Annotated in this window: 18 protein-coding genes; 2 read left to right on the top strand and 16 right to left on the bottom strand. The window is 46.2% G+C overall.

The genetic code is table 11. The annotated features are described in order from the left end of the window. Nucleotides 1-47: 47 nt before the first annotated feature. From FHS17_RS17815 to FHS17_RS17795, 5 genes are all read right to left on the bottom strand, one after another. Complete coding sequence (locus tag FHS17_RS17815; protein ID WP_167279775.1) at nt 48-1,712, bottom strand: type 2 periplasmic-binding domain-containing protein; 1,665 nt, start codon at nt 1,710-1,712, stop codon at nt 48-50. A 36-nt stretch (nt 1,713-1,748) separates the two neighbouring features. After that, nucleotides 1,749-2,648 carry a carbohydrate ABC transporter permease gene (locus tag FHS17_RS17810; protein WP_167279774.1) on the bottom strand — a complete coding sequence of 300 codons (900 nt, stop codon included), beginning with the start codon at nt 2,646-2,648 and terminating at the stop codon, nt 1,749-1,751. Between the two features lie 16 nt (nt 2,649-2,664). Further along, nucleotides 2,665-3,630 (bottom strand): ABC transporter permease subunit, encoded by a 966-nt coding sequence (locus FHS17_RS17805; protein ID WP_167279773.1) that lies wholly within the window; start codon nt 3,628-3,630, stop codon nt 2,665-2,667. A 248-nt stretch (nt 3,631-3,878) separates the two neighbouring features. Then, nucleotides 3,879-6,152, bottom strand: coding sequence for an AraC family transcriptional regulator (locus FHS17_RS17800; protein WP_167279772.1), 2,274 nt, complete (start codon nt 6,150-6,152; stop codon nt 3,879-3,881). 1,050 nt (nt 6,153-7,202) lie between these two features. Further along, a complete protein-coding gene (locus FHS17_RS17795; RefSeq protein ID WP_167279771.1) occupies nt 7,203-9,176 on the bottom strand; it encodes an alpha-L-rhamnosidase-related protein in 1,974 nt (657 codons plus the stop codon). Nucleotides 9,177-9,360: 184 nt separating this feature from the next. Between FHS17_RS17795 and FHS17_RS17790 the strand changes: the two genes are divergently transcribed. Continuing rightward, nucleotides 9,361-10,224 carry an AraC family transcriptional regulator gene (locus FHS17_RS17790; RefSeq protein ID WP_167279770.1) on the top strand — a complete coding sequence of 288 codons (864 nt, stop codon included), beginning with the start codon at nt 9,361-9,363 and terminating at the stop codon, nt 10,222-10,224. A gap of 261 nt (nt 10,225-10,485) precedes the next feature. On the opposite strand, the gene FHS17_RS17785 is transcribed toward FHS17_RS17790, so the two are convergent. Continuing rightward, a complete protein-coding gene (locus tag FHS17_RS17785; protein ID WP_167279769.1) occupies nt 10,486-12,540 on the bottom strand; it encodes a beta-galactosidase in 2,055 nt (684 codons plus the stop codon). 118 nt (nt 12,541-12,658) lie between these two features. Here FHS17_RS17785 and FHS17_RS17780 point away from each other — a divergent pair, with 118 nt between their 5' ends. Next, nucleotides 12,659-13,486 carry a helix-turn-helix transcriptional regulator gene (locus tag FHS17_RS17780; protein ID WP_167279768.1) on the top strand — a complete coding sequence of 276 codons (828 nt, stop codon included), beginning with the start codon at nt 12,659-12,661 and terminating at the stop codon, nt 13,484-13,486. A gap of 120 nt (nt 13,487-13,606) precedes the next feature. On the opposite strand, the gene FHS17_RS17775 is transcribed toward FHS17_RS17780, so the two are convergent. From FHS17_RS17775 to FHS17_RS17730, 10 genes are all read right to left on the bottom strand, one after another. After that, nucleotides 13,607-15,208, bottom strand: coding sequence for a response regulator transcription factor (locus FHS17_RS17775; protein WP_167279767.1), 1,602 nt, complete (start codon nt 15,206-15,208; stop codon nt 13,607-13,609). Nucleotides 15,209-15,210: 2 nt separating this feature from the next. Then, a complete protein-coding gene (locus FHS17_RS17770) occupies nt 15,211-16,995 on the bottom strand; it encodes a cache domain-containing sensor histidine kinase (protein WP_167279766.1) in 1,785 nt (594 codons plus the stop codon). Between the two features lie 103 nt (nt 16,996-17,098). Continuing rightward, nucleotides 17,099-18,769 carry a type 2 periplasmic-binding domain-containing protein gene (locus tag FHS17_RS17765; protein WP_167279765.1) on the bottom strand — a complete coding sequence of 557 codons (1,671 nt, stop codon included), beginning with the start codon at nt 18,767-18,769 and terminating at the stop codon, nt 17,099-17,101. Between the two features lie 74 nt (nt 18,770-18,843). After that, nucleotides 18,844-19,737: a carbohydrate ABC transporter permease gene (locus FHS17_RS17760; RefSeq protein WP_167279764.1), complete on the bottom strand. Its 894-nt coding sequence runs from the start codon at nt 19,735-19,737 to the stop codon at nt 18,844-18,846. A gap of 3 nt (nt 19,738-19,740) precedes the next feature. After that, nucleotides 19,741-20,634: an ABC transporter permease gene (locus FHS17_RS17755; RefSeq protein ID WP_167279763.1), complete on the bottom strand. Its 894-nt coding sequence runs from the start codon at nt 20,632-20,634 to the stop codon at nt 19,741-19,743. A 284-nt stretch (nt 20,635-20,918) separates the two neighbouring features. Further along, nucleotides 20,919-21,440, bottom strand: coding sequence for a VanZ family protein (locus FHS17_RS17750; RefSeq protein ID WP_167279762.1), 522 nt, complete (start codon nt 21,438-21,440; stop codon nt 20,919-20,921). A gap of 251 nt (nt 21,441-21,691) precedes the next feature. Then, nucleotides 21,692-22,714, bottom strand: a complete 1,023-nt coding sequence (locus tag FHS17_RS17745; RefSeq protein WP_167279761.1) for a LacI family DNA-binding transcriptional regulator — start codon at nt 22,712-22,714, stop codon at nt 21,692-21,694. A 71-nt stretch (nt 22,715-22,785) separates the two neighbouring features. Next, nucleotides 22,786-23,607 (bottom strand): 5-deoxy-glucuronate isomerase, encoded by an 822-nt coding sequence (gene iolB, locus FHS17_RS17740; protein WP_167279760.1) that lies wholly within the window; start codon nt 23,605-23,607, stop codon nt 22,786-22,788. Between the two features lie 30 nt (nt 23,608-23,637). Continuing rightward, nucleotides 23,638-24,651: an inositol 2-dehydrogenase gene (iolG, locus tag FHS17_RS17735; protein WP_167279759.1), complete on the bottom strand. Its 1,014-nt coding sequence runs from the start codon at nt 24,649-24,651 to the stop codon at nt 23,638-23,640. A gap of 24 nt (nt 24,652-24,675) precedes the next feature. Further along, complete coding sequence (locus FHS17_RS17730) at nt 24,676-26,154, bottom strand: CoA-acylating methylmalonate-semialdehyde dehydrogenase (RefSeq protein WP_167279758.1); 1,479 nt, start codon at nt 26,152-26,154, stop codon at nt 24,676-24,678. Between the last annotated feature and the right edge of the window lie 34 nt (nt 26,155-26,188).

Here is a 26,188-nt window from a genome sequence, read left to right as displayed (position 1 = left end):
TAGAGCCCCCGCCGGAAGCAGGGGCTCTGACAGCTGATCGTTAGAAATTACTTGAATTGGCCCGCGTCAATCGCTTTTTGTTTTTCATCCAGAATTTCTTGGTAGCCAGCATCCATATACGTTTTCTTCGCATCTTCATACACTTTATCGAACTGATCTTCAGGAGCAAGAACAACCTTCACATACAGCTCTTGGAAGAGAGAGTTCAGATCGGCTTTGTACTCATTTACTTTCTCGAGAACAACGCTGAACAACGCGTCTGGTGTACGGAATTCTGCATATTTGTCATAGTTAGTTAATACTTCTTCAGCCAGATTCTCGTAGCCAGGAGGCGACCAGTTCTGCAGGTAGGCTTTACGTGTTACCGCCGGATCTGCATATTGAGCAGCTTCAATTACAAGAGCCCAGTAGTCTTTGTTATTGTTTTGCGACAGAACGGATTCCCCTTTGAAGTCTGCATTCTTAACAGCAAGACCGGATCCATCTAGTGTATAGTTCTGGCCTTCTACACCGTTTTGCATGAAGAACAAATTCTCCGGCTGGCTCATCCATTCGAGGTACATCCATACAGCAGCACGTTCCTCAGCAGTAGATTCGTAGTTGATACCCATGATAAAGCCAAATGGCCAGTAAGCGCGTCCTTGTGCTTTTTTACCATCTGGAACTCCGGCCGTTCCTGGGAGAACAGCAAACTGTGCATCCGGGTTGTTTTTCAGTGTAGCTGTAAGAACATCCGTATTGCTAGCGAGGTAGAAGCCGTATGTGCCTGTTTTACCTGCTACGAATTCCGCTTTAATCTTGCCGTCATCATTACGCAGATAGAATTCCTTGTCTACCAAGCCGGCATTGTATTGATGATTAAGGTTACGCAGGTAGCCCTCTGTATCTTTGGTTGTCAAATCTGCTACACCAAGATCGGAGTAGAGAGCGCGGTATTTCGGATCAACCGGCCAATCACGGAATGCATAGTTGTATGTGTAATTGTTTTGCAGGAGGGATCCACCGCTTACACCAAGTCCAGCAGCTTTCCATTTCTCGAGCATTTCATTATATTTCTCCAGGGAGGTCAGATCCTCCACTTTCATACCAACCTTTTCAACCCAGTCTTTACGAATTAGTGTTACGAAGTTATCCACTGCTGGACGAGCTGCGAAGAAGAATACATTTTTGCCGTCTACCGCACCATACTGTTTAATGGTTTCACTCATGTTGTTCCAGTACGTAGGAGCGTAGTTCGCGATTTCATCATAGTCCAGCTCTTGCATAACATCTTCACCATAGTAGGCAAGTGCCTGAGGCATGTCATAATGGAAAATAATATCCGGGGCTTTGTGTGATGCAAGAAGCTGCTCGTAGTCCGTTACTTCACTGCTTCTAGTAATCGGTACGAATTTTACATCAATGTTGTTTTTGTCACCAAATTCCTTCTGAATATAACGAGTATAATAGTTGTCGGTTACGTTCCAGCCTTCAAATGCTCGTTCATAGACAGGAATTTGAAGAGTTACTTTCTCAGGGAAGCCTTTGGAGTAATCCGGATATTTGCCTTCAGCCGTGTCGCTTGGTACATTACTAGCTGTATTACTTGCCGATGGAGAAGGTTCAGTGGAGCTATTTGCAGAATTCCCATTGTTGTTATTCGTGCAGCCCGCCATTAGACCAGCTACCATAAATAACGAGACTAGTGTGGATGCAAGACCTTTTTTGCTCATTGCTTGTTCCCCCAATTCATTATTTTCAATGCGAGGCTATTCCTTAACGGCTCCAAGCATAACGCCCTGGACAAAATACTTCTGAATAAACGGATACACACAGATAATCGGAAGTGTTGCAAAAACAACGCAAGATGCCTTCAGCACTTCGGGATTACTAAGCGATACTTGTGTCGATTCCAGCTGGAAGCTTTCGCTCGCCTGAATGACCAGGTAATACAGTTTGAGCTGCAGAGGTCTCAGATCCACATTCTGCTTGATATAGAATAATGCATCCTGATACGTATTCCAACGTCCAACCGCATAAAAGAGCGATAAGGTTGCAATGATTGGCTTGGACAGCGGGATCACGATACTGATGAGAATCCGGAAATGCCCCGCACCATCAATTCGTGCCGACTCCTCTAGACTATCCGGTATACTGCTGGTAAGCGCCGTCTTCATAATAAGCAGGTTAAATGCGCTAAACGCAGGCGGCAAAATAATGGACCATATCGTATCCAGCAGGCCTAAGTTGTTAATCAGCATATATTCGGGAATGATGCCCCCGCTGAAGTACAGAGTGAACATGAAGATAAAGGTCAATAACGTACGTCCCTTGAGCTGCTTGCGGGATAAAGGATAAGCTGCACAAATGGTGAGGATCATCCCCAGCACGGTAAATAACACCGTAACGAGGACCGATACATACAGCGAGCGAAGAATACTGTGATCTGCGAAAATTTTCTCATAGGCACCAAGGGTGAACCCTTCCGGCCAGATGAATACTTTGTTCGCAATAACAAAAGCATCCTCACTTAATGACTTTGATACCACATGCAGGAACGGCAATAAACAGGCCAGCGAGGCGATGATCAGAGAGAGGTGGATCAGCACATCCCAAATGTCAAAACGCCTTTTGCGATGAACAGCAAGTGTGCTGCTAGATGTTTTCATGACTCTCACCTTCTTTCTATAACAGTCCGTCTTCGCCAAGCTTCTTCGCAATACGGTCGGCAGCGAGTACCAGTACAAGCCCGATGACCGCCTGGAATAACCCAAGCGCCGTTGCCCGGCTGAAGTTCCCGCTCTCGATCCCCCAGCGGTACACCAATACAGGGATCGTAACCGTGTACTCTGTTGTAGCCTTGTTTTGCAGAGCAAATACCCGTTCGAACGAGCCTTCCATAACCTTGCCTAGGTTCATAATAAGCAACGTTACAATGGTCACACGAATTGATGGCAAAGTAACATTCCATACCTTCCGCCATCGCCCAGCACCGTCAACGATTGCTGCTTCGTACATTTCCGGGTTAATGCTGCTGATTGAAGCAAGGTAGATGATGGTTCCCCATCCCATACTCTGCCAGACACCAATAGCCAGATAACTGATCAGCCAGTTGGAGTCATCCTGCAGGAACGGAATCCGGTCGCCACCCATCATAGCAATGAGATTATTGATCGCGCCGTTACTCTCGCTGAGCAGCTGATAAGCAATTGCACCGATAATAATCCAGGACAGAAAATGCGGCAGATACAGCAAAGTCTGGTTAATACGCTTGAACCTTACACCTCTGACCTCATTAAGCAGCAGTGCAAGCACGATTGGCATTGTAAAGCTGAATAAGAGGTCAAGACTGTTAAGCAGAATCGTGTTGCGGACCGCACGGCCAAAATCATGCTTGGCGAATATTTCTCTAAATATTTCAAAGCCTGCCCACTCGCTGCCCCAGAACCCTTTTGCAATCTTATAGTTTTTAAATGCTAGGATGAGCCCGGACATCGGTGCGTATTTGAAGACCAGTACAAATGACAACGGGATTAATAGAAGTAAATAAAGCTGCCAATCCCGCCGGAGATAATGCATCATTCCGCGTTTGTTTAATTGAATACTTTTTAGCGCGGTTTCATTTTGGTGTGAAGCGCTTTCAATTTTCACATTCTCACCCCCTCAGCGATTAACTTCCCCCCGTCTATTGTTCGCACCATACATTGTCGAGGCTGTCATCATCATACCCTCGCCTCTTTTCAGTGGTAAATCTTAAGAATTGATTCTCCCTGTCATTTTTGATTGTAAACGCTTCATTTTTGCCGTTATAGTGCGGATAATGATCAATTCTGATAGGTATGAGCAAAAATAAAAGCTGTCCTGCAGCGGCATGACAGCTCTGTTCCTTCCTATTTACCTCACGATGTCTTGGATCTCGACGTCTTATAGCTGCTTGGAGGCATCCCTTCGTACTTACGGAAAAACCGGTTAAAGCTTTGAACATTAAAGTAGCCAACTTCCGTGGCAATCTGACTAATCGTCATTTTTGATTCCAGGAGCAGCTGCTTTGCCTTCTCAATCCGTAATTGATTCGTATAATCAATTAGGCTTTTGCCGGTTAACTCATAAACGATCTTCCGCATATAGGAATAACTAATGCCAATCTCCTTCGCCATCTCTTCGAACACAATCTCTTTGCAGAAATTTTGTTCCAGATACCCAATGATGCGGTCACCATGATTGGCTTCTCCTGTTCCTGTACTGCGTGCAAGATGCTGCGCAATCTCGGTAAAGAAATCACGAATATATTTTTCAAGCTCATCAAGCGTGTCTATGGAAGCAATCGCTGAGTAAATATTGCCCCGCCCTGCAAAAATTCTGGACGTACTTATATTGTTCTCCCGAAGATGCTTGACCGTGACGCCAATCAATTGATTGTAAATAAACAAAATATTATCGTAAGAAATGTACTCATCCGAGTGGATCTCACTGCTGATACTTTCCAGCTCCATCAAGATACTATCAAGATCTGCCCGATCCAGAAAATTAACGATTCGCCGCTCACTATTCGTCGGATATATATATTTCCTGCTGCGCTCTTCTTCCTGCTTCCAATAAAAGATGCAGCCACTGCCCTTGGTCATACGATGCTTGATTGCTTCTGTTGCTTCCGCCACTCGCTCAGGAATCATGTCGCTAAATTCCGTTTGGCTGCTTACACCAGTCGTCACAGAATGACCAAGCAAATCCAATGCAGTATCTCTAATCTGTATAAGAGCTCCTTTTATTCCGTTTGCCCCATTCTCCAGCTCATCTTGCCCGTAATTGATGATGAAAGCGAAGCAGCCGTCGTTTTGATAGATACCTCGTGCAAATACACCCTCCGGGAATAAGCTCTCGCATTTGGAGAGAAGCAGATAACGTTGATAACTTCTTGTCTCCGGATTGTTCTTGCTTACATACCGCCTGAAACGGTCAATGGAAACAATCGCTACCACGAAATAACGCTCCGGAAACATCTCTGCAATTGGTTTCTTTACTTCACCGCGCAGCAAATGATGGATGGACAAGCTGCGTGTATCCTGCTCACGTTCTTGCAGCAAGGTATGCAGCCCTTCCTCTTCCTCCTGCATCCGCTTAAAAGCTGACTCCAGAAATGCGAGCTCGTTCTTGTTCGAACCAACAAGATTACTTCGTTCACGCATCGTCCTGACCAGCTTCCTGATCGGCTGGGATAACCAAGTTGCGAGCAAGACAGCAAGGATGGTCCCCGCAAATATAATAATTCCCGTTATAAGAATAATACTCCGCTGCAGGCTGTACGTCTTAGTCATCAGCTCATCCATTGAATAGATGTTCACATTCCACCAGCCAAGCTGCGCCGAGCGCGACCAGGTATACAGCAGCCGCTCTCCTTCGAGTACATGGAAAGCATAACCTTCTCTTACTTGATTGCGTAATATGTCTTGGATAAAAGGCTGCTTGCTGCCATCGGTCAGCAGCAATGACTTATCATTATGAGAGATGATGGTGCCGTCGGATTTCAGGAGCATAAAGCCTTCTGCACCAGGCTCCGATGAGCTGAGGTAATCCCCAATCTGACTCTCACGCAAATTAACCACAATCGTTCCTCTTGTTGTCGTTGACAGACGGTTCAATGGCAGAACATAGGATACCACTTTGATCCCGGAATCCAGTTGACGAGGGTACCATACTCCGCCAATTCCTCTTCGTCCTTCAAGCGCCTTCTCCAGCCAATCAATCGGTTCATAGCGGTCGAGTGTCGTAATTCCTCTGTCGCTAGACACCACATAATTGGCACCCTCAAGCAGGAAGTACGTGGAATATACGCCGTCCACCCGATGGTTTAGGCTTACCAGTTCATTCAATATTTTAAGCGCGCTGATTACATCAATATAATCCGAGTTAAGCTCCGAGTAGGTTTTGAAGCTGCGAATACGATCAAAAATATTCGTCCCAGCCAGCTGTACTGCATCCTGAGCCAGATTATTCATCGCATTCTCGTTAAGCTCGCGGTTCGCATTAAGTCCTGCAAGTGAGGTGTCCGCAATAGCGCTTTCCGAATACCCTAATATGCGTGTCCCGCTATACCAGGTCAGAATGGCAGTCGGAATAGCCATGACACAGATCAGAATCAAGATCAATTGAAGCATCATGGGGAATCTTTTCATCTGCCCGTCCTCCTATCGTCTATCATTATGGCAATGGAGTTACACTAGGGTGATTTTTTGAAAGCGCTTTAAATTTTTTAAAAAGGAGCCCGTACTACATTCAATATTGGATAATTATACACTATAAAGAATCACTGGGTCTATTTCCCTAATTGATTTCCCATACGTATAATGAACAGGTCCCGCTTTCGATGAGATTCCATGCTTTCCGAAGCAAGAGCTATCCATTTGAATAATGGCATAAAATGAATCCGTTTCCATGGGGATTAAACAGTCAAAAAACGTAAAACAAAGCTATTTCTGCATTTTACAATGAAGGGCAGGAGGCGTATTATTCCTCTTATATCAGAAACAGGAGTGATCCTATGATCGTAACCGCTGAGCCTATCCCTTTTCATTTACTAGTTAATCAGAAAATATCCTATATCGAAATCTTTATATGCAATCCAGCTCTTCCTACATATTTGGCAGCAAATCAACCTCGTATCCTATGGCTTCATCTCTATAGCAGCGGCATGTCAGGTTGGGCATCCTGTCCCATTCCTCCTGAATACCGGCATGTTGATCCCCTTCAATGGGCAACTGTTTTCACCAGATGGAAAGGTCTTTCCTTAGCAAAATGCCTCGAATCCGTTCGGCTCCACGATCATTGCTGGGATTTGATAAGAAAAGAACTAGCATCATCTGCATTATTAGATATGTATGAGAGCACCGGAGCAGACAATAAGCTGAAGCAACAAGATCTTATCCAGGAAGCCCAATCCTATTGCTATTATACGATTAATTAATTTTCCGAATGAACAAGAAATCCCATAAGTCCTTAATATGACGATCGGGTCCCCTTTTTATCTGGGTTAATGCAGAAAGTTAGTCTTGAGGTCGGGTGGCTTTCGCTAGCCCACAATTTATTAAAAGAGATCTAAAAAAAAAATAGCAGTGCAGGGATAGCCCTTGCACTGCTATTTCTATAGAAATTGATGCGAGCCGCCTCACAAGCAAGCAGCTCCTTTGAGACGGCCTCGTTTTGGCATCTCAATATAAGTCTTTCAGCTAGCTCAAGCTCAGTACAAATGGTACATCTATGGAAAGAGGATAATCCTGACCATTAATCCGTACCACTCCTCCGGCCAGATCGGACTTCACCTCAAGAGCATCCTGTGTCAACTCGACATATACGGTTCCTCCGTTGACGGGAACCGTACCTTTTATCCATTCTAATCCGCCAAGCTGCGGCTCTACAACATAACTCTCGTAACCCGGCGATGTTGGATACACGCCAAGATAATACCGTCCTAATACATAGATTGGACTTGCTCCCCATGCATGACATAAGCTTTTGCCATAACGATCATCGTACATACTAAGCCGCTCAGGACCGGTGATCTCCGGGTTATATTCCTCCCAGAAGGTCGTAGCATCCAGCTTCATCATGCTGCCCCAATAATCCTGTATCTGCCTAGACACATAATCCAATTGACCAATCCGGCTCATCACAGACAGCTCGTAAAACTTAAAGTAGGGCGTGCTGATCTGAGGAACTTCATCATTAAGAAGCACATTTGTGATGATGCTCTCCCGCTGCTTCGAATCAGCCAAATTCCATAATAATGCAAAAATATTAGCATGCCGCGTAACATTACGTTTGCCTGATTCAAAGCTGTCGATGTAGGCTCCCCGCTTTTCGTCCCAGAAGCATTCATTAATTCGGGCTTTTAACTGCTCGTAACGCTCCAAATAACGTTTTTCACCAGCGCCAATCAGTTCTCCGCAAGCCCATACCGCCTTAAGACTTTCCGCGTACAGCATTTGAACGGCACTCACTGCACCAGTCTTATCAATTTCCGCCCAGTCGATGAATACCCAGTCTCCCTCTCTTCCGCGGATGAAACCGTCTTCATCTGTTCGTGAAATACAATACTCCATCATGGACTTCATCCGAGGATAGATCATGGTAATAAAATCTATATCTTTTGTCGTTTCATAATAATCATAAACACTCATCAGCCAGTAGAAGGAGTAGTCGATAATCGTATTGATATGCCTAACGATTGGATCTTTTCCCCGCAAGGCAATAATCGTCCGCTTTGTAATAGCCGGATCAAAGTACAAATAGTTATTGATTAGATAACTCTGATAAGCGTCTCCCGACCATACCCACCGGTCCCGCTTGATCCCGTCAAGAAAGAACTCGCGGCTGTTGAGGTGCAGCGTATACTCCGCCGTCTCCCAGATCCGGTTGATCAGATCATTCGAGCACGTAAAGCTTCCTTTTTGCTCAAGCGGCAAATATTCGTACTTAGCTGTTAATTTGAACTGCTCCTTCTCTGCACCTTTTATAAATAAATACCGGAAAGCACGGGGATGACAATGATACGAGGCACTTGCTGCCGGAATTGTATCAATAATAATGCTATGTTCTGTATCCAAAGCTTCTTCTATTGATTCGCCATAAAAAAGCTGTATGTCCTTAGTGGCTTGGACGTTCTCAAACATCAGCGCGGCGAAGGTTTCTTTCCCATAGTCGTACAGAAGTCCCTCTTCTCCCTGCTCAATAGATAGAGGGAGGATCTCCTCATACTGGAAAGCAAAAATAGCAGGATCATCCTCTTTCTTAAGGTACAAGCCATTACATCCGGCTGGCAGCCAGTCGATGCTGTAATCATTTGCCTCCCAAGATGAATTACTCGCACTTTGTTGTCCTTCAATGAAGATAGAAGGCAAACCATCCGTACGTGCCACCATAATCTCGATTGTGTGACTGCCGGTTGAGAGGTTGATCGGTTTTTCAAAAGGATACCTTTTTCCATCTACCCAAATGACTCCACTGCCATGTGCATACACCGTCATTTCTTCAGGAGTATCACATTGTACTTCTTTGCGGAATTTTACATTATGATAGCAGTCGTCCAACCGCCAGAAAGCTGGCCATTGATGATACCGTTCTTCCCGGCGGGTATTCAGCAGCAAATGATGATAAATCTCAAAATCTCCCGGGTACCAGATCCATTCAGAGCTTTGAAGCATCTCGAACTCATCCTTTCAGAGCCTCGGCACGCAGCGGAGGCCATAGCTGTAGTATGGTTCCATTATATAGGCTGTATAATCTGGACTCCCGGCTGAAAAGGACATTTTACCCCTGTAATCATGACATTACGATCATAGACACGTTATACTACATGTATATCAGACGCGAGGAATGAGCCGACCTATGAACCGCTCCTATGAGGTATTTGAGAGTCAACATTTTCTTCAGGAAAACCTGCATATGCTGGTCAACCGATTTACGGAAGATTTTATGGTCCCCTATCATGCTCATGATTTCATTGAATTTAGTTACGTAGCAGAAGGAAGCGGCTTCCATCATATCGGGCAGGACACGTTTCCTATTCATAAAGGAATGCTCTTCGTTATTCCAATTGGAGCTGCTCATGTGTTTCGGCCTGCTACAACAGAACGGACTAGTAAACCACCCGTCGTCTATAATTGCCTGTTTGATCAACATCTGCTAGGGCAACTATCGGCTTTTCTAGAGCAGCCTGTTCAAGAGCATCTTACTTCTCTTGTGAGCCATGCCTCTTCCTATTACTCTGTCTTTGACCATGATGGGGCAATTGAGGGGATTATGCTGGAGCTGTACCAGGAAATGTCCGAGAATAGGATTGGTTCCAAAACGATGCTGTATGCCTTGTTGAATCAGCTGATCGTTACGGTTTACAGGCGGAAGTTTGAAGAAAAAGACAAGCGTCTGCCTGAATCAGAGGGCTTTCATCTTGTGATGGATTATATGGAGCAAAACTATAATAGAGCCGTTACGCTGTCCGAGCTGTCCCGCGTGTCGGGATGGAGCTCGAGGCAGCTTCAGCGGCTCTTTACGAAGTATACGGATCAAACCTTTGGCACTTTCCTGCAAAGCCTTCGTATCCGGAAAAGCTGTGAGCTGCTGCGCAGCAGCAGTCAGAAGATTGCCATTATTGCCGAGCTTGTTGGCTATACCAGTATCGACTCGTTTAATATTGCTTTTAAAAAGAATGTTGGTTTGACTCCTACTGATTACCGGAAGTCTTCATTGTAAATCAACGATTAAACTTGGACTCCCTATTTCGAATGTTCTTCCGATCGCTGTTGCTAGGGAATTCCTTGAATTTATATGTTAAGGTTGGAATCCCCTAGCAAATGCGAACGCTACGCTTCTACAGAATCATTCGAAATACTACGTTCTGGTTTAAATGTTAAGTTACATCTGAAGATCCTACAGACAAAGTTCGCCGTGCAGCTAGAACCGCACGGCTAATTAGATTATAAAAGCGGCAGCCATTAGGCTGCCGCTTTCTGTTTAGTTGTTAAGTTTGATGATTTGCACGTCGTAGCCTGCGAGCTCCGTTTGGCCGCCTTGTACTGGGAGGTCGGTCAGCAGGTTGATACCTGATTGTTCGCCTAGATCGACTGTAACTGAATCTGCTTTGTGATTCAGTACGAACAAGAAATCCTGGCCGTCTTTGGTGCGAATAGTTGTTTCCACACCTTCTGGAGTAGTAGGAACGAGAGGTTCAATACCTCGCGCTGCACATAGCTGAGGCAGCCACTCTTGCAGGAACGCTGCTTCCGGACTTGTCGCCAAGTACCAAGCTTCGCCTGCACCAAACTTATTAACAGTAAGGGCCGGCATACCACGATAGAAGTCATCCCCATATACGGCTTTTACTTCGGCGCCTTCGGAGTGAATGAGATCGCAGATCATCCCGCACTCATATTCCGTCTTCGAGCCAAGCGTGTTATCCGATAGAATAATCCGGTTACGCTGGCTAGGAAGCAATGCATCAATTTCTTCTGCCCAAATGCCAAACAGTTTCCGGAGCTCGCCAGGATAACCACCTAGTGTAACGAGATCGGTCTCATTAACAATACCACTGAAGTAGGTCGAAATGACCGAACCACCCGCTTCAACGAATTTCTCCAGCTTATCTGCTACACCTTGCTTCACCATATACATAACTGGTGCGATAACAAGATCGTAACCGCTGAGATCCGCTTCAACACTTACCACCTCAGCTGCAATTCCCGCACGGTAAAGGGCATCGTAGAACTTATGAGCTTCCTCTACATATTTGAGGGCAATCGTTGGGCCGCTGGACATTTCAATCGCCCACCAGTTTTCCCAGTCGAACAGAATCGCAACTTTTGCCTTCACTCTGGAATCAAGAAGCGTATCTCCAAGCTTTCCAAGCTCTGCACCAAGCTCCGAACATTCGCGGAATACGCGCGTATGCTCATGTCCAACATGTTCAATTACAGCTCCATGATATTTCTCACACGCCCCAACCGAACGACGCAGCTGGAAGAACAGAATGGTATCCGCACCACGCGCTACCGCTTGATAACTCCACAATCTCATAACGCCAGGACGCTTGAGCGAGTTGTAAGGCTGCCAGTTCTGCTGGCTTGGGGTCTGCTCCATCAGCATAAACGGCTGACCATCCTTTAGACCACGCATCAAATCATGCATCATTGCGGTGTAGCTGTGCGGCGTATCAAACCTTGGATAGTTGTCCCATGATACGACATCCATATGTTTGGCCCATTTATGATAATCAAGCTTCTTAAAGGCACCCATTAGATTAGTTGTAACTGGAATGTCTGGCGTCAGCTTCTTGACCGCTTCATATTCCAGCTTGTAGCAGTCTAGCAGGCTGTCGGAATGGAAACGCATGTAATCAAGTGAAAGCCCTTGGAAGTTCGTATCTGTACGGCCGTTTGCACCGTACCATTCTTCACTACGGCCGCTCGGCAGTACGATGTCTTCCCAATCATAGAAAATATGACCCCAAAACGCTGTATTCCAAGCACGGTTTACCGCTTCAATTGTACCGTAACGTTCCTTCAGCCACACACGGAAGGCAGCTTCACAATTGTCGCAGTAGCAATTGCCTGCCCCGCCGTATTCATTATTGATGTGCCAAATAAGCAATGCTGGATGATCCTTATAACGCTCTGCCAGCTTCTCCGCCATCCGCACCGAATACTTACGGAACGTTGGGCTGTTCGGACAAGAATTATGTCGTCCGCCAAACTTACGTTTATTACCGTTGAAATCAACTTGCAGGACATCCGGATATTTACGTGCCATCCAAGCAGGATGCGCAGCAGTGCTAGTCGCAAGACAAACACCAACTCCGTCTGCATGAAGCTTATCCATCACCTCATCGAGCCAGCCAAAATCGTACGTGTCCTCATCAGGCTGATTTTTCGCCCATGCGAATACGTTCAGCGTTGCCACATCGATACCAGCAAGCTTGAACATACGTAAATCTTCGTCCCAAACTTCCTTCTCCCATTGATCCGGATTATAATCTCCGCCGTACCATATCTTTGGTTTCTTTGTATTAATCATCTTGTCACACCTCTTCGTATATGATAAAACTGCATTAGATATTTTTATTGTAAGCGTTATAATTACTATATCCTATATAAAATAACCGATATCATATATAAAAATACGGAGGTCCGCTATGATGCGACGTGTCGTTCCCGCTTTCCCCTCAGAACCACTGCCTTTACAGCTGGAAACCATCGGATTTAATCCCGATCAAGAGACTTTGGACAGACCTGACGGATATCCCTATTTCCACTGGCTTCATACCATTCATGGAGAAGGAGAATTGCAGGCGAATGGTCAAACCTGGAGAATGACCGAGCGATCTGGCGTCCTTCTTGCACCTGGCACCCCTCATCGTTATGAAGCAAGAAATGGACTATGGCAGACTGGTTATATTACGTTTCACGGCAGTATGACTGCAAGTTTGGTCCCGTCGTTTGGATGGAGCGGTGCTGAACATTTTCAATGGGAAGCCGGTAATAATCGGATTTCCAACCAGTTGAACGATATGCTAACATTTGCTGAAACCGGAAGCGATCCTTCCGGCTGGCAGTCATCAGCAGATCTATATCAATTCCTTACCCTGCTTCGTACGGATGCCCGTACAGACAATCGGCCTTCTATGTCCAAACGATTGGAGCGGAATCAAGTCCTGCTGGAGTGGCTGGAAAAGGAATTCGCCAATCCGGAGATCGGATTATCGGATATGGCAGCGCAGCTTGGCATCGGAGAGCGGCAGCTGAATGAAAGATTCCGCGAGCTGTTTGGCCAAACTGCTTACTCTTATCTCATTCAGCTCAGAATCCGCAAGGCGAAGGAATGGCTGCCTTCCCGGCCAGACTGGACCGTACGCCGCATAGGTGAAGCGGTCGGGTTCAGAGATGCAAGTCACTTCGTCTCTACCTTTCGCCAGAAGGAAGGCATGACGCCCGAGACTTACCGGAAGTTATATAGACCTTAAATGAAGTAATAACCAGGAGTTCCCTCATATGATTCAACTGCAAACGGCTCGTATAATTATTGCTGGGCGCAAAAAAGAGCGGATAGATAGATTTCCGCTCTTCGCATCCTGCAGGAAATATTATACATAAAAGCGGTCGCGATATTCCTGGGGTGTACAGCCTTCATTTTTCTTGAATTGATAGGTAAAGTACGCAGGCGTTTGAAACCCTACCTTTTCTGCCACCTCATAAATTTTAATAGTCGGAACCTGCAGCATCTCCTTCGCTTTTTTCATCCTCAGGTTTTTAACAAAATCAGAGATCGTTAGCCCCGTTTCTTTCTTAAACAACACACTCAGATGTCCTGCACTGATATGAAACTGTTCTGCAAGCTGTTTCACTGTCATACTGATCGGCAGCTGCTCTTCCATACTAGAAACGATACGACTGATCAGGTGATGCTGCTGGAGCGACCGCTCTTTCCTCACAAGCATACTAGCCGAGCGGATATAATCGATAACAATGTCCTTCATCATATCAATCGTTTTGCAATCCAAAAGTCTATGCCAAGCACGTTTGTTCAGAAAGTTGATCTCTTCTGTATCCTGCCATACTTTACGCGACAGCTCCCCGAGAAGGCTTATACTAAGAGACTGAATATAGGCCATGTTATGTCCGCTGTTTTCCAATTCCTTAAACGTCTGTCCTACCTTATCTACTAAAGGAAGGGGGTCATCGCTTTCTGCAAGCATTAATAAATCGGGCAGCATGTTTTCTTGCATTCGATAGTCCTCGAATGCCTTTCGCTCTGTATTTCCCACATACGTGATAGATCCGTTACCGCTTTGACGGACATCCGCAATCGTAAATTTGACTTCCCTGAAGATCTGATTCATTTCCCGCCATTCATACCCCCAACGGCTGATGCCAACTGAAACCGATACCCCATAGCTGTTACTCATATAATCTTGTACGAATCTCATTTGTTTATCGATATTGCTTCTTTTATCTATCGACGGATTTATAAGAATAGCCACAACCTGGTCAGGTCTAGTCTTGGAGACCAGAACATTACCCAAATCCTTTAGCCCCACTGAAACCGATTGCAGAAGTGCTGAACCAAGCATAAGCTTGCTCTGTGCATCGCTACCAGAAGAATCCGAGTAGTTATCGATTATAGCTGTAATCAGTTGTATTCCTTCAGATGGCTGGTTTGGCAGATTAAGCATCTGGCACCAGGAGTTTAAAGATTCCTCCTCCATCGGCTCTTCCTCCAGAATATCGAAAATAAATGTATCCTTTAGCATTTCCTGACTATCCGAGACAATCTCCTTGAGTTTAATAGTCTGTTCATTGATTTGAGTTATACTCTCTAGCGTTTGCCGAAATGCGGTCAGCTTTCGTTCAATTTCCGATAATTTGAGAGGCTTCAGTACATAGCCCTTTGCCCCTACTTCAATTGCTTCTTGTGCAAATTCGAACTCATTGTATCCGCTTATAACCAGAATTTGAATGTCTGGATGAATCAATTTGGCTTCGGCAGCGAGCTCAATCCCGTTCATACCGGGCATAGATACATCGGTAATCAGTACATCGACTGGACCCGCTTCAAGAATAGGAATAGCTTCTTCACCCGACTCCGCTGTAAGCGGGATCAAGTACCCAAGTTTAGCCCAAGGGATATGCCTTACCAATCCTTGAACATGTGACGGTTCATCGTCTACGATAAGTACTTGAAGCATGATTATCCCTCCCGTTGAATATGCGGTTTATGTGTATAGACAGGCATCTCAATCCTAATAATCGTTCCTGTCTCAGCGTTACTCTCTACTTGTAATTGTCCGGCGTGGCCAAAATACAAATGAAGACGCTCTCTAATATTTAAAAGCCCAAATCCGTTTCCTTTTCCCGCTTTTTCACCATTTTTAATTAGGGTCAGAGTCTCGGTATCCATCCCTATACCATTGTCTCTTACTTCGTATTGGACATGATTATTTAACCGTTTGATACGAATTGCAATATAAGCATTAGGCCGGGTAAAGATCTTTCCGTGAATATATGCATTCTCCACAATAGGCTGCAAAATCAGCTTAATGGAGTAGAGCTCTATTACATCCTCATCAATCTCCCAATCGATTCGGACACGACCAGGATAACGCAGCTGTTGTATATCCAGATAAGCCCTCACATGTTCCAATTCTTTATGGATTAGCGTCACATTAGATGTGTTATCTAGGGCGAACCGGTAAAAAGTCGTTAACGCTTCAATGGTCTCTACCTGCGTCTGATCTCCTTGGTCGAGAGCGCGCCACTGAAGCAAACTAAGCGAATTATATATAAAATGAGGATTGATTTGGGCTTGGAGTGCCCGGAATGATGATTCCTTCTCCTGTAATTTGGCACTACTAAGCATATCAATAACTGATCCAAGCTTTCCCGTCATCTGGTTAAACATCATTTCCAGTTCCCCAAGCTCATCCCTGCTTCTGCTCTGCACAGATACGTCAAAGTCCCCCTCAGCAATATCGCTCATCCGGTGGCCCAGCTTGCGAATACGGAAAACAACGTTTTTCAGTACGATCATTACAAGGAACATAGAGAAGAACAGGAAAAAGACCGTGATAGCAACAATGCTGTAGACAATTAAGGCGGACTGCTTTTCCATTTGACGCATCTGGATAAGCGCAGCGACCTTCCATTCGCCATTAATGTGACGGACCGTAAAGTATTCGCCATTATTAGTAAGGCTCTCTGCTCCTTCACTACTTGCCCATAGCTTGGAAAGTGAAGTCGCTTCAACCGGCTTCCCAATCAATGAACGGTCTGAGGCCGCAATAATCCGGTCATTCTCATCTAATAAATACAGGCTGCCTGAGCCTTTGAAGGGGCGGTCCATCAACTCGCCAAACACGCTGTTATAATCCAGCAGCATATAGATAGCGCCATAGGTATAGCCCGTAGCATTCGTAATCTTTCGGGAGACTGCGAGCTGTGCATGTTCCCCGGGGGCATCTGACCATTGTAAAGCAAAAGGTGAAGCCATTACACCTTCATACCAGGACTTCTCGTCAGTATGATTTAAAGTCCGGTCAGACGGCTTCCATAACAGTCCTCCATCTTCCGTAAGAGTCTCATTGTCATGATAAATCCGGAAATTTTCAATACCAGGCAAATAGCGGCTCATTACCTGAAAGGAACGATCAATATAATTGACCGATTCCAGCTGTTCCGACCAATTGGTATAGGTTCGGCTCAGTCTGGAAATAAGCTCTCCGTCCGTCCCCGTCCGATTCGCAAGAAGATCATAGCTTTGTTTGCGGAACTCAACGCTCTGCGTTGTCTGACGAACGGCTTCGTTAATCGTGACGATATAATTGTCCCTGACGTTCTGAAGAGCCAGGTACCCTGCGCCGATCCCTAAAATAATGGTAGGTATAACCACGATAAGCCCGTATAGCAAAACAATTTTGCCGCGCAGACTCATCGTTCGGGTCAATCGGATCGTATTTCTCTCAATCCAGCGTCGCATCAGGCATTTCTCCCATTCTTCGCCCGGTATCGTTATTTTTACGGGAAACTGCAAAGGGAGCATCCCAATAAAGGGCTGCTCCTTGATATGCGTTTATCTCTTTTTATTTATTGCTCATCGCTTTGTATAACTCATTCCACTCTGTCTTAAGGTCGCTCCAATGTCCACGCTTTTCAAGCGCAGAGGTGAATTCAGTCCATGCTTTCTCGAATTGTGCATCGTCCTTCGCCATAAGCAGTTTTGCACGGTACTCTTTATACACGGTAGCTAGCTCAGGTGCATATTTTTCCCAAACGCCGCCTGATTTTGCTTTTACCATATCATAATTTTCAGCAACACGAGTAGCTCCCATCTTGGCAATCTCTTGCGAGAACTCTCCTGTTTTTACACCGCCGGCATGAGTCTGTTCATTGGTCCACCAAGCATACCATTCATTGCTGTAGTTCGAAGTCATATACAGTTCTGGCGTCACTTGCGCTTTCTTAGCCTGGTCACCCGAGTTGCGCAGCGCTTTGTAGCTCTCATCTGTAAATGCCCACTTGCCGTACGGCTGATCTACCCAACCCCAATATTTCCCTGCCGGTCCTTCATTGACGACCATATTCTGCTCTGGCTTCGGTGTTAAGGTATAATCATAAAATTTAAGAATCGCATCAAGGTTTTTCGTATTCTTGCTAATATAAGTATCATAGCCTGGATAAGGATTGATCACTTGGGTAGTACCCAGCCCATTCACACCTTCAATTTGCGGGAAAGGAATCGGTTTGTAGAACCAGCCTGGTGCTGTTGGACCATCCAGCTGTTCCCATAAGGAAGCATCAAAATCCCAGAAGCTTCCGATGTTCATCGCATATCGGCCATTTTTATTTTTTTCAATATAGCGCTCACTTTTATCCGTTAATGCCTCAGGATCAATAAGCTTCTCCTGGTATAAACGGTTCATCCATTTGTAAGCTTCTTTGAAGCCTGGATTATCATACATAAAGATAAAGTTGTCACCCTCTTGCTTCACCGGAGTAACCCCGCCTGCTGTTGCAACCGTCACGCCAAATGCAGCCAGAACCGCATTTTCATCGTTCTTATCCGTAAGAATACCCAGCGGCAGCAGGCTCTTGCCTGACTCATCCTTAAGCTCTGCGGCTTTCTTCAGATAAGTTTCTACACCATCAAGGGTAGTGAGATCATTCTCCGTCATTCCAACCTTCTCGAGAACATCAGTCCGGATAAACCATGCACTGGATGACCACCCCGGCCATGGTTCAGACGGATTAATATCGAAGTAAGAAGGAAGTGACCAAATATGTCCGTCCGCATCTTTCATCTGCTCCAGAAATTCCTTCGGAATGGCCGCCAGGCTTGGATATTTATCCGGCATGTTAAAGTACTGCTCAAGAGGCTGAATAAGATTTGAACGCTTCATCGCATCATCAATCACCTGATTACGGCTGAAAATAGCTGCATCATCAAACCCGCCAGTATTAAGCTTCAGATTAAGCGCTGTCAAGACATCTCCCTGTGTCGCTTCGAGCTGAACGTCGACTCCTGGCTCTTCTGTTTTCCAATATTGCTGAACTAGGCTGTCATTATTAATCGTTGCCGTCCAGCCCAGCCAAAGCTTGAACTTACCCGAACTGTCGGTCGTTTTCGTATTTGTTGAATTAGCTGCTGTACTCGAGTTATTCTGAGTTGTGTTGCTGTTACTAGAGCATCCCGCCGTTATGCTTAATGTGGCGGCTAGGGTTAGAGCTGCGATACTGCTTTTTTTAAATTTCATGCTTCTTTCTCCCCTTTTTCTTCGAGTCTATCAACAAATTGGTATATGGTAGATCAATTATACCCGAGAGTGATTCAGCCTTTGACCGATCCGATCAAAACGCCTTTGGCAAAATATTTCTGCAGGAATGGATAAATGGCAAGAATCGGAAGTGCACTGATCATCACCGTAGCCATTTTGACTGACATTAGCGTAATATTATCCATCGAGCTTCGTGCCAGCACTTCCTGATTTTGGTTAGAGCTCATGATCGCGGATAAGTCTTGCGCTGTCAGCAGTTGCTGCAGGAAGGTTTGAACCGGAATCAGGTTCTGGCTCGTCACATAGAAGGCGCCTGAGAACCAGTCGTTCCAATGACCAACTGCCGTAAAGAGTCCAAGAGCGGCAAGCATCGGTTTTGAGAGCGGTACGATAATTTGAATCAAAATCCGAACGGGACCAGCTCCGTCCAATTCAGCGGACTCGAACAATGCTTCAGGAATACCTTGTATAAACTTCTGCATGACGAACATATTCCAAGCTGAGAAAAGTCCAGGGATGACGTACACCCAAAACGTATTGGTAAGTCCGAGTTTAAACAATTGAATATAGAAGGGAATTAATCCACCGCTGAACAGCATCGTCAAGAGAATATAAGTCAGGATGCCATTTCGGAACGGAAGACGTTTATACGATAATCCGTACGCAGCTGCAAGAGTAATGGCTAGCCCGCCAATTGTCCCAATAATCGTTCTTGCAATGGTGATCAGATAAGCATGGCGGATAACCTGATTTCCAAGCACAATCTCATAGTTGATCCAGGTAAAGGACCGCGGCCAGAGATAAACGCCACCTTTTGCAGCATCTGCCCCCGTGTTAAGCGAAATAGCCAGCATATAAACAAATGGATAAATAATAGAAACGCACATGACTACTAGAAGGATTACAATAATCCACTGTCCGATCCGTTCAAGCATAGTTGCTCTCATTTGTCACCACAGCCCCTCACCGTTGATTTTCTTGGAGAATGTGTTTGTCGACACGACGAGCAGGAGACTAATGATCGATGACACAAGACCAACTGCAGTAGCCATACCGAAATAGCCTTGCTGGAGACCATTACGAAGGACATAGGTATCAAGAACATCCGCAACTTCCTGATTGGCTGAATTCATCATAGGATAGATCTGATCCATCCCTACCGTGATTAGACTTGGAATGCTCAGAATAAGTACAATTGATATCGTTGGCAGAATACCTGGAATCGTAATATGCCGCATTTGCGCAAATTTCCCTGCACCTTCAACCTTTGCTGCTTCATAGAGCTGTGGATCAATCGTAGAAATCGCTGCCAGGTAGAGAATCGTGTTCCAGCCCACCTCTTTCCATAAACCACTGGATACGATCATCGGACGAAACCACTCATTCGTACCGAGAAAGAAAATCGGTTCTCCGCCTGCACGTCCAATAAGGTCATTAACTAGTCCTCCATCTAACGTCAGGAAGGATTGCAGAATGTAAGCCACCACGATCCAGGAGAAGAAATGCGGCAAGTAGCTGACCGACTGCACAAATTTTTTGAAAAATGGATGCGTGATCTCATTAATCATAAGGGCGAGGAGAATTGGCATCGGGAAACCAAAGACAAATTTTAGAACCGAAATATAAAGGGTGTTCTGAACCACCGTCCAGAATTGCGGCTCATGAACAAACGAGAAGTTGTCAAATCCAGCCCAGCTGCTGTCCCACATTGAGGTGCCGATTGAGAAGTTCTTAAACGCAATCTGAATACCCAGCATCGGGATATAATTGAATAGAAAAAGCAGCACAACTGCCGGTAAAATCATCAGGTACTGCCAGCGGTATTTATACATCTTCGCAATCATATGTGTCCCCTCCTTATCTACACCTTCATTCTACCGATGGATTGATAAGGGGAAAACGTAACAACGATTAGATTTCTATCGATTTGATACGATGTTTGCCAGGCAATAAAAAAACAAGCAGCTATAAATCACTGCTTGTTACATTGTCCCTTCCCCAAGCCGACTGTCTGCTTCTATCGTTCCGCCATGCAGCAGTCTCTTGGAATTTTTTGATGCCAAATAAGTAAGGAAAAGGCTGTTCCATAAGTCATTTAGACTTTGGCAACAGCCTCCTTTTCGTACTCCTATGTGTGCTTTGGCGAACGAATTCCCTTTTCAAACAACCCCTTCTCTTTTCGCAGAACAAGCAACCCCCATCCCAGCAGGCCTCCTGCTCCATTTAAGATTAGATCATCTACGTCAAAGCTGCCCATTGCAAATAAGAGCTGCGAGCATTCCAGTCCTAGACTTAAGCTAAAAGAAAGGACGAATGCTACCAGGAAAGAAGAAAGTGTACGTTTGGACCACAATCTGACAAAAACGCCGCAAGGCATAAAAATCACAATATTACCTATCAAATTAATTTGATCGTTATGAACAGACAGCCTTTGAATATTCTGTTCAATCGATTTAAACGGTGTGAAATTAGCCCGCTGTAAACCGTATTCCATATAATCGGGATATTCAATCGTTCTGTGAAACTGCTGCCATAGAAAAGTGAGATTAACCGTACCATATTTGAACAATATCACTTTGAGTAAAATGTACAGATACAATAAAAACAACGTTGATACAAATACCATAATAGTTCCATTAGTGTTCTTCATCCTGTTTCTTAACCTTTCTATCCTAGGGATCCTGATAAAAGCATCCGATTTGTCTTACCCTAGGTTAGAACGATTTGTTTAAATAATAAGTAGGGCATAACTAAAGTTTTTCTTAAAACCGGTCAGCTCTGTCCCCTGTCCAATTCGATTGATATGCTGCATAATGTACAACGTAGCTCGCGTGCGTGTTGCGAGGGTTGCAAAAAAGAGGCTGAACCCAATTAGGGTTCAGCCTCTTCGCCATTTGCAGCTTAAGAAATAGACTGCTCAGGATATCGTCTTAAAGCCATTGAAGACTGCCTGATGGAAAGAGAAGGTGTCAGTACAATACGTTCGGGCTGCTCTCCCGGCTGTCCGATTTGGCGGATTAGAAGCTGTACAGCCGTCTGCCCCATCTGCTCGATAGGCTGGGCAATCGTTGTAAGCGGCGGATCCGTCACAGAGGCAAGTACGGTATCGTCAAAGCCAACAATCGAGCAGTCCTGCGGAATACGAAGTCCCAGCTCTTTGGCAGCGCGGAGCGCACCAATTGCAAGCATATCGTTACAGCAGAATATGGCGGTTGGACGATCGTCCCTTTGCAGCAGCTCCTGTGCCTTGTTCTTCCCCTCTTTGATACCTGAGCTTAGAACAAATGCCGGATCAAGTGTTATCCCTGCTGCCTCGGCGGTATGCTTGAACCCGCGTACTCGTTCTCTACTGCTGCTTATTGAATCCTGTTCAGCCAATACGGCGAGATGGCGATGTCCAAGCGAGATCAGATGCTCAGCCGCTGCGGCACCACCCGCATAGTCATCCACAACAACGGATGGAACGACAACCGATGGAAACTCCCTCGCAAGCAGAGCAACAGGAACTCCTCCCTGCAGCAAAGGCTTCAATACAGACAGCTCCTTCAGACCAGTGCCGATGATAATACCATCTACGTTTTTCTGCTGCAGCAGTGCCGCATAGTGCTCGACCTTCTCATCCTTGTTATCCGTGCTGCAAATAAAGACGCTGTATCCGTGTCGCTGCCCTTCATCCTCGACTGCTCTCGCGATCTCGGCGAAAAAGGGATTCGAGATGTCCGGGACAAGCAAACCAAGTGCATATGTCTTCTTGCCTGTTAGAGCAGAAGCAATCATGCTTGGCTTGTAGCCCATACGCATGATGATCTGCCTGATCTCTTCCCGGCGTTCCTCGCTGATCTTCCCTTTACCATTGATGACAAGGGATACAGTAGCAATCGATACGCCAGCTTCCTTTGCTACATCATATATGGTCGCTTTCATGATTGATGGTCTCCATTCGCACGTAACATATTTAAGTTCATTATGCGCGCAAAGGGGAGCGCTTTCAATGATTATCTGGGAACTGCTGGGGAAGGCATCAGCCACGCATGCGCTGGATCATTATAAAACTTCCAAATACGGGTTGGTCCAGCCATTACATTCAGATAATAGACATCATATCCTGGTGGCGCCGAAACCGGATGATACCCTTTAGGTACAAGCACCGCTTCACCGTCAGCAACTGCCAGCGTCTCATCCAGCGAGCGGTCATCCGTATAGACCCGTTGTACCGCAAAGCCCTGACTCGGATTGGTACGATAATAATACGTTTCCTCAAGGAATGACTCCTCCGGAAGGAAATCCCGGTCATGCTTGTGCGGCGGGTAGCTCGACCAATGTCCGCCAGGCGTGAATACTTCGACAACAAGCAGGCTGTCAGCAGGCTCCGTCTCCGGCAAAATATTTTGAACGAGACGAGCCATATTGCCGCTACCCCGATTCTCCACTCCAACCTGGTCTGGCGAGATTAGGCGGGCTTCATGCCCACCTTTGCCTGGCGCAAGGCACACCGCAAGCTCAAGCTCCGTAAGCGCCGTTATATTCCAGCTGTCGCCATTTGGCACATAGACGGAGTATGGTGGTATTTTCTCAAATACACTCATTCTCTCGCCGATGTTATCCCAGCTCTTGGTGCTGGTGGATACATCCGCTTTGCCGCTTAATAGGACGAGGCAAGCTTCCTGATCCCCTGTTTCACGATGCAGCGATTGCCCCTGGGCTAGCTTGAACACTTCAAAACCAACATACTCCCAGCCAGCCGACTCCGGCGTAATGGACAGCACACTGCCATCAGCACCGGGTGCCTGCTCGGGCTTTACGATTAAATCACTCATGCGTTCAGCCTCCTTTATACGTTCGAATAATTAAATCAGTTCGCTTAGCTTAACTGGTCTTCCCAGCTTGGCAGACTGCTTCGCAGCCAGCGCAATAAGCTCGGCTTGAAGTCCATCATTGCCTTCAACAGGGAGCGGACGGTTATGCCGTACACTGTCGATGAACATTCTAGTTTCTTCGACATACGCCTCGTTATAACGCTCCAGGAAGAAGTGAAGCGGCTTATCACGGACTACACCAGCCTCATCGCTGACGGTAACCGTATTCGGGTAATCATTCTCCGCCGAAGCGGCACCTCGAGAACCAAACACTTCAACGCGCTGATCATAACCGTATACAGCACGGCGACTGTTATCAATGATGGCCAATGCACCACTCGTAAAGGTAAGCGTCGTTACAGCTGTATCGTAGTCACCCAATTCACCAATAACCGGATCGATGAGGACCGCTCCTTGCGTGTACACCGTCTCAACCTCACTGCCCGATATAAAACGAGCCATATCAAAATCATGAATCGCCATATCCATGAAGATGCCGCCGGATACCTTGATGTATTCCGGGCTAGGCGGATTCGGATCCCTTGACGTGATCTTCACCAGATGCGGATCACCAACGCGATTTTGTGCAACAAGCTCCCGCAGACGTTTGAAATTATGGTCAAAGCGCCGATTAAATCCGATTTGCAGTTTAACACCGGCCTTTTCGACTGCATCAAGCGCTTCCTTTGTCTTGTTCACATCCATGCTGACCGGCTTCTCGCAAAAGACATGCTTACCTGCTTCTGCTGCTTGAATAATGAGCGGTACATGGGTATCCGTAGACGAACAAATAAAGATTGCGTCAATATCCGGATGTTTGATAAGTTCCGAGCTGTCCGTAGTGACAATGCCAATACCGCGTTCGCTTGCCCATGCCTTCAGCTCTTCATTTGCGTACAGATCACTAACCGCTACAATCTCTGCATCCGCAATGCGGAGCAGATTATCGACATGAATTTTGCCGATACGCCCCGCGCCGATAATACCTACTCTAACCTTGCTCATACGCCGCTCCCCCTGTTGGCCCGCTTACCAGCGAGCCGTCACCATTTTTTTACGAGTATAGAATTCGACTCCATCCGTACCATTGGCATGAAGATCGCCATAGAAGGATTCCTTCCAGCCAGAGAATGGGAAGAAGGCCATCGGCGCAGGAACGCCAAGGTTGATGCCAAGCATACCTGCGTCAATCGTTTCACGGAACTGACGGACATTACTGCCATCCTTCGTGAAGAGGCAAGCTCCGTTCGCGAACGTGGACTGATTAGCAATTTCAATAGCTTCATCAAGGGAAGCAGCACGCATAATTGACAGCACCGGTGCGAAAATCTCATCTTTCCAAATTTTCATCTCGCAGCTTACGTTATCGAAGATGGTTGGTCCTACAAAATAGCCGTTCTCGCTTGCAGCAGCATCCTTGCGGCCATCGCGCAGCAGCGTTGCACCTTCCTGCTCGCCCGATTCGATATAGCCGAGGGTACGCTGTTTATGGGAATCACGGATGACTGGTCCAAGGAATACGCCATCTTCCAATCCGTTACCGATTGTAATCGCGTCCGCCGCCTGCTGCAGCTTCTCAATAAGCGGATCCGCTACATCGCCAACCGCAATAACAACTGCACAAGCCATACAGCGTTCGCCCGCTGAACCAAAGGCTGCACTGACAATCTGTGTGACGGAAGCATCAAGGTCAGCATCCGGCATAACGATGGAGTGATTTTTGGCGCCAGCCAGCGCCTGCACCCGTTTGCCGTTAGCTGTTCCTGTTTTGTACACATATTCAGCAACTGGCTGGGAACCAACGAAGGAGATCGCAGCCACATCTTTATTTTCCAGTAAGCCATTTACGACATCATGGGCACCATGAACGATACTCAGCACACCTGCCGGTAATCCTGCTTCTTCGAAGAGCTCAGCAAGTCGCGCTGCAAGCAACGGTGTCCGCTCGGAAGGCTTCAGGACAAAGGCATTGCCACACGCAATAGCAAGCGGGAACATCCAGCAAGGAACCATCATCGGGAAGTTAAACGGCGTAATGCCACCAACTACCCCGATTGGATAGCGGTACATGCCAGATTCCAAATTCGAAGCGATATCCGGAAGCTGTTTGCCCATCATCAGATTCGGAGCGCCGGCTGCGAACTCTACGCATTCAATACCACGCAGAACTTCGCCATGTGCTTCGGTGTAGCTTTTGCCATTCTCTTTCGTAATAAGGCGTGCAAGCTCCTCCCAATTCTCAACAAGGAGCTGCTGATATTTGAATAGTACACGTGCACGGCGCGGCACCGGTGTTTTGCTCCATGTGCGGAAAGCTGCCTTAGCTGCAGCAACCGCTTCATCAAGATCCTCTCTCGATGAGATTGGTACATAAGCGAGCACTTCCTCTGTTGCCGGATTATAGACTGGCTCTGTTTTACCGGAACGGGAAGGCACCCACTGCCCGCCGATTAGATTATTTAGAGTTTGGACACTTGTATTGGTGTTTGTATTCGTTGAATTCGTCATAAGTCTTTCCCCGCTTCCTGATAAGTTTGACTTT

It is taken from the genome of Paenibacillus lupini (assembly GCF_011761355.1).
In the GTDB taxonomy this organism is placed as follows: Bacteria; Bacillota; Bacilli; order Paenibacillales; family Paenibacillaceae; genus Pristimantibacillus; species Pristimantibacillus lupini.
Note: the sequence above shows the minus strand (reverse complement) of the source record. Positions and strands in the feature narration are given on the sequence as shown.